Below are 14,759 nucleotides of genomic sequence, written 5' to 3' on the forward strand. Positions count from 1 at the left end.
GGAATGCAGAAAGAGTCCACCGGTTTCATGAAGAAATCTTATTCATTTCACTTTTTGAGGAGATGAATCCGCTTTCCGGTAAGCATTTTTTATGCTTGCCGGTTATTTTTATCTTCCAGGAGGAGCCATGCTCATTACCCGATGTCAACTGGTACGCTGGACAGAGCCTAACGAGATACTCACGGATGCAGCGGTATTAATCCGAGATGGGAAAATTGTTGAATTCGGTCCATCAAAGCATCTGGAGGAAAAGTATCCTGCAGAAGAAAAGTTAAATGCCAATGGACAATGGCTGATGCCAGGGAATATTTGCGCCCACACTCATTTTTATGGCGCTTATGCCCGGGGCATGTCTGTTTTTGGCACTCCGCCAGCAGATTTCCCTCAAATTTTACAAAAACTTTGGTGGGGCCTGGATAAGGCTCTTTCTGAGGAGGATGTTTATTACTCGGCGCTGGTGTGTCTCATTGATGCCATACGGCATGGTACGACTACGCTGGTTGATCATCATGCCTCGCCCAATGCCATTGATGGATCTCTGGATCAAATTTCCCGGGCAGTGGAAGAAAGCGGTGTCAGGGCTTCGTTGTGTTATGAAGTGACAGATAGAGATGGAACTTCCCGGCGGGATGCAGGGATCCGCGAAAATATTCGTTTTTTGGAAAGAATTAAAAAAGGCGATGATTTGGGTGGAAGGCTTTCGGGGATGTTCGGATTACACGCCAGTTTAACCCTGAGTGATGAGACTTTGAGAAAAGCCCGAGAATCTGTGCCTGATACAGTGGGTTTCCATGTCCACGTTGCTGAGCATTCGGTTGATGAATATGATTCCCTCCAGAAAAGCGGTATGCGGGTTGTGGATCGGCTTCAACATTTTCAGATTTTAGGACCTCAAAGCATTGCTGTACATGCTGTTCATGTGGATGCAAAGGAAATTTTTGAACTTGCTCAGACTCAGACCTGGGTTACGCATCAGCCGCGTTCAAATATGAACAATGGAGTGGGTGTTGCTGCGGTAGAGTCAATGATGCGTGCAGGTATTCGGGTGTGTCTGGGTAACGATGGGCATTCCAATACCATGTGGCAGGAATGGAAATTCGCTTATTTCCTCCACAAACATGCTCATCTGGATCCCCGCCGAATGGGCGCAGACCAGGTAGTGCAGATGGGAGTTTATAATAACCGCTCTCTTGTAGAAACTCTTTTCCCCGGAAGAAAAATTGGGATCGTAGACATAGGGGCAGAAGCGGACTTGATTCTGGTGGATTATCATCCCTATACTCCTGTCACTGAGGGAAACCTTCCCTGGCATATCATTTTTGGTATGCAGGAAAGCATGATTACCATGACTATGGTTGCTGGAAAGGTGTTGATGCAGGATCGAAAATTGCTTACACTGGATGAGCAGGGAATTACTGAAGCCGTTCGGGCTCGTGTACCGGCTACCTGGGAACGTTATAAAAAATTGATGGCAGAGAGAGGTTAACAAACATGGAATCAACAGCACAGACAATTGCAATCATTGGGGGAACAGGGAAGGAAGGAAAGGGTCTGGCGTATCGTTGGGCAAAGGCGGGGTATACCATCCTGATTGGTTCTCGGGTTCGAGAGAAAGCACTTGCTACAGTAGCAGAATTGAAAGAAAAGTTAGGCCAATCTGTTCACATTGAAGGAATGACAAACCAGGAAGCCGCTGAAAAGGCGGAAATTGTGGTGCTTACAGTGCCTTATGCGGCACATCAGGAGACTCTTATGTCTATCAAAGAGCAGGTGCAGGGCAAAATATTTATTGATGTGACCGTTCCTCTGGTTCCACCAAAGGTGACCCGGGTACATATTCCCCCTGCAGGAAGCGCGGCTCAGGAAGCCCAGAATATTCTGGGGCCTGATGTCCAGGTAGTCTCAGCCTTCCAGAATATTTCTTACGAGCATTTGCTCAACGACCATAATGTGGATTGTGATGTACTGGTTTGTGGTGGAACACGTTCGGCTCGAGCCGAAGTAATCAAACTGGTCGAAGCAGCAGGGTTGACAGGATGGGATGCTGGACCCATTGAAAACTCTATTGTTGCCGAAGGGTTGACCTCTATCCTAATTGGTATCAATAAACAATACGGGGTGGAATCTGCCGGGATTCGAATTACGGGTGTTCCAAGAAAAAAGGAGTGAACTAGGACGTGTCTCTCCAGATCATCCCTGTCAAAGGAATTCCTGAAATTAAAACTGGTGATTCCCTCAGCGATATTATCCTGAAGGCATTAGATGAAAACAATCTTTCTCTTCAGGATGAGGACATTCTGGTCTTGGCACAGAAAATTGTGTCCAAGGCTGAAGGCAGATTTGTCAACCTGACAACCATAACCCCTTCTGCAGAAGCCTATCATTATGCCGAAATCACTCAAAAGGATCCACGTTTCATTGAACTGGTGCTTCAAGAAAGCCGTTCAGTGTTACGTTGCCGTCCCGGGACGATTATTGTGGAGCATCGCAATGGGTTTGTTTGTGCCAATGCTGGGATTGACCATTCCAATGTGATGGGACCCTGGGGAAATCCTGAGGATTGGGTATTGCTTTTACCAGAAGATTCCGATGCATCTTGCCGCGCTTTACGTGAGCAGTTCATTCAAAAAACACAAAAAAATATCGGGGTGATGATTATTGACTCTCACGGGCGGGCATGGAGAATGGGTACCGTTGGTGTGGCTATTGGAATTGCAGGTGTACCTGGACTGGTGGATTTGAGGGGTAAACCAGATCTCTATGGGTATCGGTTGAGAATCACCATGATCGGGGCTGCGGATGAACTTGCTGCTGCGGCATCCCTGGTGATGGGGCAGGCTGATGAAGGTACACCAGTTGTACTGGTAAGAGGGTTTCCCTATCCCCTGAGAGAATCCTCCATTCAGGAACTGATTCGCCCTAAAGAACTGGATTTATTTCGATAAATGTTCTTCGCAGTGGTTTCTCTCCTTACCTCTGAAAACAGTCCGGCTTTTTCCGATCTCTGGAATCGCCTTGGGAGAATTTTCAGGTTGTATGGAGTTGAACCAGTGGAAATGCCTCATGTTTCCTGGCATGTTAGTCCTGTGTATGATATGGAACAATTGGAATACGCGCTCAAAACACGGGGTGAGGAAATCCAACCTGTGCATGCAAGGATTTCAGGGTTAGGAATTTTTACGGGAAAAAAACCGGTGCTTTATTTACCTGTGGTGCGTAGTCCTTCCGTTCATGATCTTCATCTCACCCTTTGGAAAGAAATTTCCCCGTTTTCTTTCAGGCAAGAATTAAATTACTCTCCGGATGAATGGATACCTCATATTACTCTCAATAGAAAGGTGATTTCCTGTGATTTGGGGGGGATTTTACAGGAACTTTGTTCTCTTGACCTGAGAAGTGAGATTTACCTGGATAACTTTGCGATTATGTATCGTGATGATAACCACGACGGCATTGGTAATATTTTTCCCTTTAGCAAGGAGAAATTTGTATGAAAGTAGTTGCCTTGGCTGGAGGAGTAGGTGGCGCTAAAATGGCAGATGGATTAGCCAGAATTCTGCCCGCAGATGACCTTACCGTTATTGTGAATACAGGTGATGATTTCAGCCACTTTGGCTTACGAATTTGCCCGGATCTGGATACAGTTTGTTATACCCTTGCAGGTCTGGCAAATCCTTCCACAGGTTGGGGACGGGCAGACGAAACATGGAATGCCTTGAATTCCATTCGCGAATTGGGCGGCCCTGCCTGGTTTCAATTGGGGGACAAAGACCTGGGGACCCACCTGGAGCGGACCCGGCGTCTGGCACAGGGAGAACCTCTCAGCAAGATTGTTCGAGATTTTTCCCGATCCTGGGGAATTGCAGCGCAAATATTGCCCATGAGTGACCATCCCGTAGAAACCTGGGTGGAAACCGAAGAAATGGGATGGTTGCCATTTCAAGAGTACTTCGTTGCTCAACAGTGCGTTCCCAGAGTAAAGCAATTTGAGTTTCGGGGGGCTCAACAATCCTTACCTGCCGTTGGTGTTTTGGATGCTCTGGAAGTAGCCGATTGCTTGATTATCTGCCCTTCCAATCCATGGGTAAGCATTGCGCCAATTTTGAGCATTCCTGGAATTAAGGAGTGCTGTTTGAAGGTGCCTGTGCGCGTTGCTGTATCTCCCATCATTGGTGGAAAAGCCATCAAAGGACCGGCGGCAAAGATGTATGAAGAACTGGGAATTAATCCTTCTGTTCTTGCTGTAGCAGAAAGTTATAGGGGATTGATTGATGGTTTGGTGATTGATAGGGTAGATCAGGCTTATGGTGAACCACTGGAGAAAGGTGGTTTGCATGTCCTTGTCACCCAAACCATCATGCAAAATTACATTGATCGGATGAATTTAGCCAAAGAGACACTTGAATTTTGTCAAAAATTATTGATATTTAGAAAAGGAAGAACATGACCCTTTGGGCAATTGTTCCAGTAAAGCCTTTACATCAGGGAAAATCGCGCTTGTCGGGAATGTTATCTTCCGATGAGCGGGAAATTCTTAATCTGTTTTTACTGCGTCATACTTTAGAAATTCTTTCATCTGTGGAGTTAGTGAATCGAATTTTAGTGGTCAGCAAAGACCCGCAGGTGCTGGCAATCTCTCGAGAATATCAAGCCGTTACACTTCACGCTGAGGATGAGCGATTGGACTTGAATCTCGACTTGCAAAAGGCTGATTTGATGGCGAAATGGATGGGGGCAACCGATATTTTTGTGCTTCCCGCAGATTTGCCATTAATCACGGTTTGGGATGTGTATCAATTCATTCAGACCGCTCAAAAGCCTAAATTGTTGGTGATTGCGCCAGATCGTAATCGAGATGGCACAAATGGGTTGCTTTTCAGCCCTGCGGATGGATCCCGGTATGCCTTTGGTTCTGGTTCCTTTGAACGCCATTGTTCTCTTGCCAGCAAGGCAGGGTATCACATCGAAATTTTTGAGAGTGAAACCTTTGCTTTGGATCTGGATACTCCGGAAGATTTAAATCTACTTTTTGAAAAAGCCCCTTCCTTTTTCCAGAAGTTTGCAAAACCTATCAGGAGGAATGTATGAAACAGCGGGTTGCTTTGTATTTGCAGGACGCGCATGATTTGCGTGATGGATTAGATTATGTGCGTTATGCTGAAGCGCGCGGATTTGAGGCGGTCTGGCAGGCAGAAAGTCGCCTGGTTCGGGATGCAATTGTTCCAATGGCGGCGTATGCGGCAGTGACCGAGCGAATAAAAGTCGGTTCAGGAGTGATCAATAACTGGACCCGCAACATCGGTCTGCTGGCAGCCACATTCCTCACATTAGATGATCTGGCTCCCAATCGAATTATTTGTGGCATTGGGGCATGGTGGGATCCTCTGGCAAAGAATGTGGGTATTGAACGTCGGAAGCCTTTGGTTGCCATGCGAGAAACCGTCATTGTGTTACGACGTTTATTAAACATGGAACGGGTTACTTTTCACGGGGAATTTGTACATGTGGATGGCATCGAGTTGGATGTGGTCCATGGAAGACGCGAACCCAGAAATGTGCCGATTATGATTGGCGCAACGGGTGATCAGATGATGGAGTTGACCGGGGAAATTGCTGATGGGGTGGTGTTGAATTATTGTGTGCCTCCCGAATATAACCTGAAAGCCCTTGAATTGCTGGAGAAAGGCGCTCGAAAAGCCGGAAGGACTCTGGATGACCTTGACCGGCCACAGCTGGTCGTTTGTTCAGTGGACTATGATCATGATAAAGCGATTGACACCACAAGAGAATTATTAACCCAGTATCTGGCTCAACAGCCTCACATTGCTAAGGCATCCGGTGTTTCTATGGATGTAGTGGCAGAAATCCAATCCATTTTGGGCTGGCCCGCTACTCACGAACAGATTCAACGGGCTAAACATCTTGTCCCTGAGGATTTAATTCATCGAATTACTGCATCGGGCACACCCGAAGAGGCACGAGCCAAAGTGGAAGAGTATCGCCGCAATGGTTGCACTTGTCCCATATTGTATCCGGTTGGCGGAGATGTCCGCTTGCTGATTGATACTTTTGCGCAGGATTAATATGAGGTGGATATGATCATTGAATATCATCGTCCTGATACACTGGATCAGGCTCTTGCTTTGTTATCCCGTCAAAATCCTCCTACACTCCCATTGGGAGGTGGTTCGTATCTGAGTCGGCATACTCGCGAAGATGTTGCTGTGGTAGATTTACAAAAACTGGGGTTGGATTTTATTGAAAGCACCGAAAAGGGTTTATCCATTGGTGCAACTACTCGATTGCAAACGCTTGTGGAACATCCGGAAATACCCCAATGGTTGAAGCAAGCCGCTCATCGGGAAACTTCTGCTAATTTGCGGAGGATGCAATCCCTTGCTGGCACGCTGGTAACCTGCAATGGCAGATCAATCTTGGGAACCGTTTTACTTGCTGCTGATGCACGTTTATACTGGTTGCCACAAGGGGAAGAAAAAAGTCTGGGAGATTATTTTGCTTTGCGCTTACACTGGAATCAGGGATTATTGATTCGTTCCATTTCTATTCCCACAAAAGTTAAGGTGGCGTCAGATTGGGTAGCCCGAACCCCAAAAGATTTACCTGTTCTGGTGGTGGCGGTGGCACAATGGCCATCAAAAAGAACACGTGTAGTTGTGGGCGGTTTTGGAAATACGCCTTTGCTTGTGCTGGACGGTCCAGAACCAGGAGGAGTAGATGTTGCCCTGAAATCTGTCTTAAAGCAAAGCACTGATGAATGGGCATCCAGTGAATATCGCATGGATGTGGGGGAAAAATTGCTGAAGAGGCTGCTTAAGACGCTGGAAGCACTGGAGGGATAGGCTATGAAAATTACCATCACCATCAATCAACAAACAAAAACTCTGGAAGTTCATCCTTCCGATACGCTGTTGAAGGTATTGCGCCGTGAAGGGTACTTCAGCGTAAAATTCGGGGGATGTTCGGAAGGTGAATGTGGATCCTGTACCGTGCTTCTGGATGGAGTGCCGGTCAATTCCTGCTGTATGCTGGCAGCCCAGGCGGATGGTCATACCGTGGAAACTGTTGAAGGATTGGGTGAGCATCCGGAACATGGCTGGAAAACTACCAGAGGTTTGCATCCCATTCAACAGGCCATGGTTGAAGCAGGCGCGATTCAATGTGGATATTGCACTCCGGCTATGGTTCTTGCGGCAAAAGCTCTTTTGGATAAGAACCCCGAACCTACCGAAACCGAAGTGAGAGATGCTCTCTCGGGGATTTTATGCCGTTGTACGGGTTATGTGAAACCCGTAGAAGCCATTTTACTCGCTGCTCGACAGATGCGAGGTGAGCAGGTATTGTCTGAAACCGATGGGGCTATTCCAGTGGATTGGAAGCCTTCGGGCACTTCCTCAGAAGAGAATTTGCCTTTAGAAGGTTCGCCCGTCCAGTACCAGACCCGGATCACGCCAAAAATCTGGACTCATCCTGATGTAGCCACTACTTCGGTAGTCGGAAAACCTGAGAAAAAAGTAGACGCCGTAAAACTGGTGCAGGGAAAACCGGCTTTTACAGATGATATTGAGATGCGGGGTATGTTGGTCGCAAAAGTCCTGCACAGTCCCGTTGCGCATGCGAGAATAAAACGCATTGATGTTTCCAAAGCCCGCGCTTTACCGGGGGTCGCTGCTGTATTGACCTGGCAGGATATTCCCCGTGTAGTTTATTCTACTGCTGGGCAATCTGATCCAATTCCGGGACCGCTGGACACATTTTCGCTTGACAACAAGGTGCGATTTGTCGGTGATCGGGTTGCTTTTGTCGCTGCGGAAACGGAGGAAATTGCTGAAAAAGCACTCGAATTAATCGAGGTGGAATACGAAGAATTGCCAGCGATTCTTGATCCTGCCCTTTCCATGCACCCCGATGCAATCAGGATTCATGATGAACCAGAGTATGTTAACTTTGCTGATTCTGATCCGACGAAAAACCTTGCTGCCAAAATTCGCATTGATATCGGTGATGTGGAAAAAGGATTTGCAGAAGCGGATATGATTTTTGAAGGGGATTACGAAGTCCCCAAAGTTCAGCAAGCCCACATCGAACCTCACGTGGTGGTGACGTATTGGGATGAAGATGATCGTCTGGTTATTCGTACCAGTACGCAGGTTCCTTTCCATGTAAGGAGAATTCTTGCTCCGGTTTTGGGCTTACCAATCAAACGTATTCGGGTGATTAAACCCAGAATCGGAGGTGGTTTTGGTGGGAAGCAGGAAGTCTTAATTGAAGACGTTGCGGCACATTTGACCATTGCCACGGGACGGCCGGTTCGTTATGAGTATACCCGTGAGGAAGAATTTATTGCTGCGCGTTCACGTCATCCCATGCGAATCCACATGAAAACCGGTGTGAAACGGGATGGGACAATTACCGCCAATGAAATGTATTGTTTGAGCGATACCGGTGCTTATGGATGCCATGCTTTGACTGTCACAGGGAATACCGGACACAAATCTATGGCTTTATATGTGGGAGATGGAAAATACCGGCAGTCGCCTAATATCCGTTTTTATGCGGATATTGTTTACACAAACACACCACCGGCTGGAGCCTATCGTGGATATGGTGTTCCACAGGGTTATTGGGCTGTTGAGCGCCACATGGAGAAAATCGCTCGTGCACTCCATCTGGATCCCATTGAATTTCGCCTGAAAAACACTCTCCGGGCTGGGGAACTACATCCATTCAGCACCGCATGGAGTGAAGGGCGAGAGCCCCGTCCAGAAGTGATTCATACAGTGGGGCTGGAAGAATGTGTACGTCAGGGAAAGTCGCTGATTGGGTGGGATGATAAATTTGGCAATCCCGAATGGCACAGGGTTCCTGGGCGACCGGAACTTCGGCGCGGTATTGGAGTTGCGCTGGTCATGCAGGGAACAGCCATTCCATATCTTGATATGGGGGGTGCCAGCATCAAGATGAACGATGATGGCTCCTTTAATTTACTGATTGGGGCTACTGATTTGGGTACAGGTTCTGATACTGTCCTTGCCCAAATGGCGGCGGAAGTTCTGGGAACCTCTGTAGATAATATCATCGTTTATTCCTCCGACACGGACTTCACTCCTTTTGATAAAGGTGCTTATGCTTCAAGCACTACATATATATCCGGAACAGCAGTAGTAAAAGCCGCTGAACAGGTGGCTGAACGGATTCGTATCCGGGCGGCTGAGATGCTTCGTCAGAATGAGGAAATTTCGCCCGACGAGATTCGTCTGGCAGATGGAAAAGCCTTTGCGCCAGATGGTAGATATGTCACTCATCAAGAGGTTGCCTATCATACCCTGCACCACCAAAACCAGGAACAAATTATGGGTGTAGCCTCGTACTTTTCGCCGGTTTCTCCACCGCCGTTCGCTGCGCAATTTGCCGAAGTCACCGTGAATATCGAAACCGGAGCAGTGACTGTAAATCGGCTTGTGATGGCAGTGGACTCTGGCGTGATTGTCAATCCTGTTACTGCGTCTGGGCAAATAGAAGGCGGGATGACTCAGGCATTAGGATATGCGGTTTGCGAAGAAATGGTATATGATGAAAAAGGCAAGGCGCGTGAACGAAACCTGAAGGATTATCACATTTTCCGAGCAGACGAGATGCCCGTGATGGATACCATCTTTGTTCAAACTTACGAGCCATCCCATCCATTTGGTGCCAAAGCGGTAGCGGAAATTCCTATGGATGGTGTTGCTCCAGCTGTTGGCAATGCAGTCCTGGATGCCGTAGGTGTGGATATTGATGCCAATCCAATTACTCCCGAAAAGGTCTGGCGTGCCCTTAAGGAAAAACCAGTTATCGGTTGATGTTTTTACTGGAGGTTGTATGAGAATTTTTGAAGCCTTAGCCGAATTGGAGAGTCAGGGAAAAGGGGCGGTGCTTTGTACGGTGATACAGAGTTCAGGCTCTACTCCGCGTCATGAAGGAAGTAAGATGATTGTGTATCCGGATGGGAAGATCCTTGGGACGGTTGGGGGTGGAGAACTGGAAAGCCGGGTAATCAAAGAAGCCCTTGAAGTTTATCAACAGGGCAAGCCCAAACTTTTGGGTTATTCAATGGTCAATCCGAAAGAGGGCGATCCTGGTGTTTGCGGAGGAACTGTAAAAATTTATGTTGAGCCGATTCTCCCCAAGCCGGTATTACTGGTCATAGGGGGTGGACATGTTGGGAAAGCAGTGGCACATTTAGGAAAGTTTCTCGGATTTCGCGTAGCCATTTCAGACGACCGACCTGAATTTTGCAACCCGGAAGCAATCCCTGACGGAGACGAGTTTTATCCTGTCCCGATGAAAGAACTTCCCGAGGTGATGGATATTTCCCCGCATACTTATATTGTTTTGACTACACGGGGAAGTGTTATTGATGTGCCGGGTTTACCGGCATTACTGGATACACCTGCCGCCTATATTGGCATTATTGGGTCGAAACGGCGTTGGTTGACCACGAGAAAAGCCTTAGTAGAGAGTGGTATTCCTGAGGATAAAATTGCGCGAATTCATTCACCAGTAGGGTTAGAATTAAATGCAGAAACCCCTGAGGAAATTGCAGTAAGCATTCTGGCTGAAATTATCATGCTCCGGAACGGTGGCACCGGCGAAAGGATGAGAATGTAACTATGTGGAAAAGGTATTGCATCGTAACTCAGATCGATGAAGCCCTCGACTGGCTGGCAAAAGAAAGGGAAAAAGCAAGAATCATTGCTGGCGCAACTGATCTCATCCTTGAGATGGAAAAAGGGACACGTCAAGATGTTGAGACGCTAATTGATATCTCACGTGTTTCCGGTCAGGATACCATTTCTCTGGATACAGATGAGTGGATTCACATTGGACCATTAGTTACTCATAACCAATGTGCCTCATCACCTCTTTTATATGAACGGGCATACCCATTGGCTCGTGCTTGCTGGGAAGTAGGCTCTCCGCAGATTCGCAATCGGGGAACGATTGCTGGTAACTTAATTACCGCATCGCCCGCGAACGATACGATTACACCGCTCATGGCTCTTGGTGCGATATTGACACTTCGTTCCCGGCACGGAGAGCGAAAAGTAGCCATTGAGGACTTTTATACCGGCGTCCGTCGTACTGTGCTGAAATCAGATGAGATGCTGGTGGACATTGCCTTTCCGGCTTTGCGTCCTTCACAAAAAGGCGTTTTTATAAAATACGCCTTGAGGAAGGCGCAAGCCATTTCAATAGTAAACCTTGCGGCAATTCTAGATCTGGATGGAGAAAATCGGGTTCACTCCGCCCAAATTACTTTAGGGGCAGTTGCTCCCACCATTATTCACGCCCTTTCTGCTGAAGAATTTCTGTTAGGAAAAACCTTAACCCCAGAAGTAATTGCGGAAGCGGCTGAGAGATGTATGGCAGAAGCCAGACCCATTTCCGATGTGCGTGGTTCGGCTCGTTTCCGAAAAAAGATCACCGGAGTGATTGCAAAAAGGGCTTTGCATTCCATTGCTGAAGGACGTGAAAAAGAGGGAATGCCATCATCGCCGATCACCCTTTCAACCAGAAAGAATCCATCTTCGTTGGAAAAATCCATTGTTTTTGAAGAAAATTCCAATATTCCCATCATTTGTAACGTCAATGGGCAACAGCGAATTTTCCACTCCGGTCATCGAAAGACCTTGTTAAGGTTGTTGCGTGAAGATGGTTTGCTGATTGGAACAAAAGAGGGGTGTGCAGAGGGGGAATGTGGAGCCTGTACGGTGATCCTGGATGGGATGGCTGTAATGAGTTGCATGGTTCCGGCTCCCCGTGCCCATGGTGCAGAAGTTATCACTGTTGAGGGGTTAGCAGAAAACAATACCCTTCATCCGGTTCAGGAAGCCTTCATTGAGGCAGGTGCGGTGCAGTGTGGGTATTGCACACCGGGATTCTTAGTCTCTGCGGCGGTTTTATTGAAGGAATCTCCCCGACCTTCGAGAAATGAAATTGTGCAAGCGTTTTCTGGAAACTTGTGCCGTTGCACAGGGTATTATAAGATTGTAGAAGCCGTTGAAAAAGCCGTAGAGAAAGGAGGTTAAGATGCCTAAATATTCATCTTACCAGTCAGAACGTCAACGAGAAGAACGTGAACAGCGTAGACAAATTCACCCGATCTGGAGAGGAGTGGGATTTGCGTTAATAATTCTGATACCAATTCTCTCGTATGCGGCAACGGAGGTCTTCATTAAGTGGAATTCAGAGACGAATCAGTTCCCTTGGCCCTACGATTTGATGGCTCGCCCGGGGAATTTTCTCTATAATGGAGACCCCTGGTTGTATTACAAAATTATTTTAACCCTTGCATTCATGCTGGTTTTATATGCCATTTTCACGTTCTTCACATTTATCTTAAACAGCGCTTTTGCTCCACCGCGGTACGGCCCTTATGATGTTCCCCCGATTAAAGGGCGTGTACGAAAGCGGGCGCGATAATTTTGATAATCGAACCATCTACATTAACCTCAGGAGGAAGAATGGCCATTCTTGGTCAATCTGTTCAACGTGTTGATGCATTAGGGAAGGTTACCGGGAAAACGTTGTATCCGGGGGATTTGAATTTTCCCAATCAAGTTTATATGAAAGTGTATTTTGCGAGGCGTCCTCATGCCCGAATTGTCTCGATAGACACTTCTGCGGCTGAACAGCACCCTGGCGTGCTCGCTGTTTTTACGGCTAAAGATGTGCCGGTAAATGAATACGGTTTAGGAATTTTTGATCAACCTGTCTTGTGTGGACCTGGATCGAGTAAGCCATATGCCGACCGTGTTCGTTTCGTTGGGGATCAGGTGGCTCTGGTGGTCGCAGAAACAGAGGAAATTGCTACACACGCTCGGGACTTAATAAAGGTGGTCTATGAAGATCTCCCTGTGGTGGATGATCCACTGGAAGCCATGCAAGAAAATGCTACGTTGCTACACCCGGACCGGGGGAGTAATATTCTCACAAAGTATCGAATTCGAAAAGGAGATGTAGAAAAAGCCTTTTCAACTGCTGATGTCATCGTAGAAGGAGAATATATTACTCCTGTTCAAGAGCATGTATTTCTACAACCTGAGGCTGGAGTTGGATTAATCGATGAAGAAGGGCGTGTCACGGTTTATGTGGCTGGTCAATGGGCGCACAAAGATCAGGAACAAATTGCTCATGCTTTGGGGTTGCCCCTTGAACAGGTACGGGTGATCTACCCGGCAATAGGGGGGGCTTTTGGCGGACGCGAGGACATGTCTGTTCAGATCATTCTGGCGCTGGCGGCCTGGCGTTTACACCAGCGTGGGATTGACCGTCCCGTGAAAATCGTCTGGTCGCGGGAAGAATCAATTATCGGTCATCACAAACGTCATCCATACCGAATTCGTACCCGGTGGGGAGCCACGAAAGAGGGGAAAATTGTCGCTGCAGAAGTAGAATTAATTGCCGATAGCGGCGCTTATGCTTACACCTCTCCGAAAGTGCTCGGAAATGCCACCTTAATGTGTACAGGGCCGTATGAAATTCCAAACGTGAAAGTAGATTCATACGCAGTGTATACAAACAATATTCCTAACGGGGCGTTTCGTGGTTTTGGTGGTCCTCAGGCAGCATTCGCGGCTGAAATGCAGGTGAATAAACTGGCAGAAAAACTGGGAATGGATCCTGTTGAACTGCGAATGAGAAATATTCTTCGTGAAGGATCTGTCCTTTCTGTTGGTACCCCTATCCCTAAAGGAGTCAGTATTGAAAAGGTGCTGGCGGAATGTGCTCTCAAAGCGGGATGGCAAAAAACCGAAATGGGATGGAAAGCTCCAGATATCCAGTCCATTGACCCTAAATACCCACACTTGCGACGCGGAATAGGTATTGCATGCGCTTTTAAGAATGTAGGCTTTTCTTTTGGCGCACCAGAACAATGCTGGGCTACTGTTGAATTGATTGGCAAAGCAGAGATTGAAACGGTGCGGGTTTACCATGCGGGTGCTGATTGCGGCCAGGGAGCGCATACGGTTTTTGCCCAGATTGCGGCAGAAACTTTAGGTGTTCCGATGGAAAAGATTGAGTTAATTGTATCTGACACGGCTACCACACTGAATTCGGGTTCTGCATCAGCATCACGCATGACCTTTATGGCAGGAAATGCGATCAAAGGCGCTGCAGAACTGGCATTGGAAAATTGGAATAATGAAGAAAGACCGGCAAAAGGTACCTATCAATACCGTCCGCCTAAAACGACCCCGTACGATCCTGAGACGGGCAAATCGGAACCCAATTTTGCCTATGGATACGTTGCTGAAGCCGCTGAGGTGTTGGTTGATACAGAAACCGGGCAAATCGAGGTGAATCGTTTTGTGTGCGCGGATGATGTTGGGAAGGCGGTCAATCCTCAACAGGTAATTGGGCAAATTGAAGGTGCTGTGGTTCAGGCACTGGGATACACATTAATGGAGAATTTTATTCAGAAAGATGCTGTGCCTCTTACTACCACGTTATCCACTTACCTGATTCCTACCATCCTGGATATCCCTGAAAAAGTTGAATCTATTGTGGTAGAGCAACCCGATCCTATTGGACCTTATGGCGCGCGTGGTATGGGAGAGATGCCTTACATGGCAGTAGCGCCTGCCGTGTGTACAGCGGTCAAGATGGCTACCGGAGTATGGATTGATGAGTTCCCCTTAACGCCGGAACGAATATTAGATGCTCTGGGCGAGTTAGAAGAGGAAGGAGAGGCTTGA

General features: G+C 47.4%; 12 protein-coding genes. All 12 read left to right on the top strand.

Going from position 1 to position 14,759, the window contains the following annotated elements; translation table 11 throughout:
* Nucleotides 1-127 precede the first annotated feature (127 nt).
* The 12 genes from ssnA to LHF31_RS06650 all read left to right on the top strand — a co-directional run bounded on the left by ssnA (nt 128) and on the right by LHF31_RS06650 (nt 14,759).
* On the top strand, nt 128-1,486 hold the full coding sequence (gene ssnA, locus LHF31_RS06595; protein WP_298004669.1) for a putative aminohydrolase SsnA: 1,359 nt from the start codon (nt 128-130) through the stop codon (nt 1,484-1,486).
* A gap of 5 nt (nt 1,487-1,491) precedes the next feature.
* Nucleotides 1,492-2,169: an NADPH-dependent F420 reductase gene (gene npdG, locus LHF31_RS06600; protein WP_298004667.1), complete on the top strand. Its 678-nt coding sequence runs from the start codon at nt 1,492-1,494 to the stop codon at nt 2,167-2,169.
* An 8-nt stretch (nt 2,170-2,177) separates the two neighbouring features.
* Nucleotides 2,178-2,945, top strand: a complete 768-nt coding sequence (gene cofE, locus LHF31_RS06605) for a coenzyme F420-0:L-glutamate ligase (protein ID WP_303773920.1) — start codon at nt 2,178-2,180, stop codon at nt 2,943-2,945.
* Complete coding sequence (locus LHF31_RS06610) at nt 2,946-3,494, top strand: 2'-5' RNA ligase family protein (RefSeq protein ID WP_298004465.1); 549 nt, start codon at nt 2,946-2,948, stop codon at nt 3,492-3,494.
* The gene (gene cofD, locus LHF31_RS06615; protein ID WP_298004462.1) at nt 3,491-4,447 is read left to right on the top strand and encodes a 2-phospho-L-lactate transferase; all 957 of its coding nucleotides are present in this window, start codon (nt 3,491-3,493) and stop codon (nt 4,445-4,447) included. Before LHF31_RS06610 ends, cofD begins: the two co-directional genes overlap by 4 nt.
* Nucleotides 4,444-5,088, top strand: coding sequence for a 2-phospho-L-lactate guanylyltransferase (cofC, locus tag LHF31_RS06620; RefSeq protein WP_298004459.1), 645 nt, complete (start codon nt 4,444-4,446; stop codon nt 5,086-5,088). The genes cofD and cofC overlap by 4 nt, the downstream gene beginning before the upstream one ends.
* Nucleotides 5,085-6,083 (top strand): LLM class flavin-dependent oxidoreductase, encoded by a 999-nt coding sequence (locus tag LHF31_RS06625; protein WP_303773923.1) that lies wholly within the window; start codon nt 5,085-5,087, stop codon nt 6,081-6,083. The genes cofC and LHF31_RS06625 overlap by 4 nt, the downstream gene beginning before the upstream one ends.
* Before the next feature lie 12 nt (nt 6,084-6,095).
* Nucleotides 6,096-6,860, top strand: coding sequence for a xanthine dehydrogenase family protein subunit M (locus tag LHF31_RS06630; RefSeq protein ID WP_303773925.1), 765 nt, complete (start codon nt 6,096-6,098; stop codon nt 6,858-6,860).
* A 3-nt stretch (nt 6,861-6,863) separates the two neighbouring features.
* The gene (locus tag LHF31_RS06635; RefSeq protein ID WP_303773927.1) at nt 6,864-9,860 is read left to right on the top strand and encodes a molybdopterin cofactor-binding domain-containing protein; all 2,997 of its coding nucleotides are present in this window, start codon (nt 6,864-6,866) and stop codon (nt 9,858-9,860) included.
* Entirely contained in the window at nt 9,784-10,668 is an 885-nt protein-coding gene (locus LHF31_RS06640) for an XdhC family protein (RefSeq protein WP_298009486.1), read from the top strand. The genes LHF31_RS06635 and LHF31_RS06640 overlap by 77 nt, the downstream gene beginning before the upstream one ends.
* Nucleotides 10,669-10,670: 2 nt before the next feature.
* On the top strand, nt 10,671-12,089 hold the full coding sequence (locus LHF31_RS06645) for an FAD binding domain-containing protein (RefSeq protein WP_298009489.1): 1,419 nt from the start codon (nt 10,671-10,673) through the stop codon (nt 12,087-12,089).
* A 435-nt stretch (nt 12,090-12,524) separates the two neighbouring features.
* Nucleotides 12,525-14,759, top strand: coding sequence for a xanthine dehydrogenase family protein molybdopterin-binding subunit (locus tag LHF31_RS06650; RefSeq protein ID WP_298009491.1), 2,235 nt, complete (start codon nt 12,525-12,527; stop codon nt 14,757-14,759).

The organism is Anaerolinea thermophila, assembly GCF_020723905.1.
In the GTDB taxonomy this organism is placed as follows: Bacteria; Chloroflexota; Anaerolineae; order Anaerolineales; family Anaerolineaceae; genus Anaerolinea; species Anaerolinea thermophila_A.

Coding starts and splice junctions, on each gene's coding strand:
- LHF31_RS06650 (WP_298009491.1), top strand. CDS start 12,525: ATGGCCATTCTTGGTCAATCTGTTCAACGTGTTGATGCATTAGGGAAG.
- npdG (WP_298004667.1), top strand. CDS start 1,492: ATGGAATCAACAGCACAGACAATTGCAATCATTGGGGGAACAGGGAAG.
- LHF31_RS06610 (WP_298004465.1), top strand. CDS start 2,946: ATGTTCTTCGCAGTGGTTTCTCTCCTTACCTCTGAAAACAGTCCGGCT.
- cofD (WP_298004462.1), top strand. CDS start 3,491: ATGAAAGTAGTTGCCTTGGCTGGAGGAGTAGGTGGCGCTAAAATGGCA.
- LHF31_RS06630 (WP_303773925.1), top strand. CDS start 6,096: ATGATCATTGAATATCATCGTCCTGATACACTGGATCAGGCTCTTGCT.
- LHF31_RS06625 (WP_303773923.1), top strand. CDS start 5,085: ATGAAACAGCGGGTTGCTTTGTATTTGCAGGACGCGCATGATTTGCGT.
- LHF31_RS06635 (WP_303773927.1), top strand. CDS start 6,864: ATGAAAATTACCATCACCATCAATCAACAAACAAAAACTCTGGAAGTT.
- ssnA (WP_298004669.1), top strand. CDS start 128: ATGCTCATTACCCGATGTCAACTGGTACGCTGGACAGAGCCTAACGAG.
- cofC (WP_298004459.1), top strand. CDS start 4,444: ATGACCCTTTGGGCAATTGTTCCAGTAAAGCCTTTACATCAGGGAAAA.
- LHF31_RS06645 (WP_298009489.1), top strand. CDS start 10,671: ATGTGGAAAAGGTATTGCATCGTAACTCAGATCGATGAAGCCCTCGAC.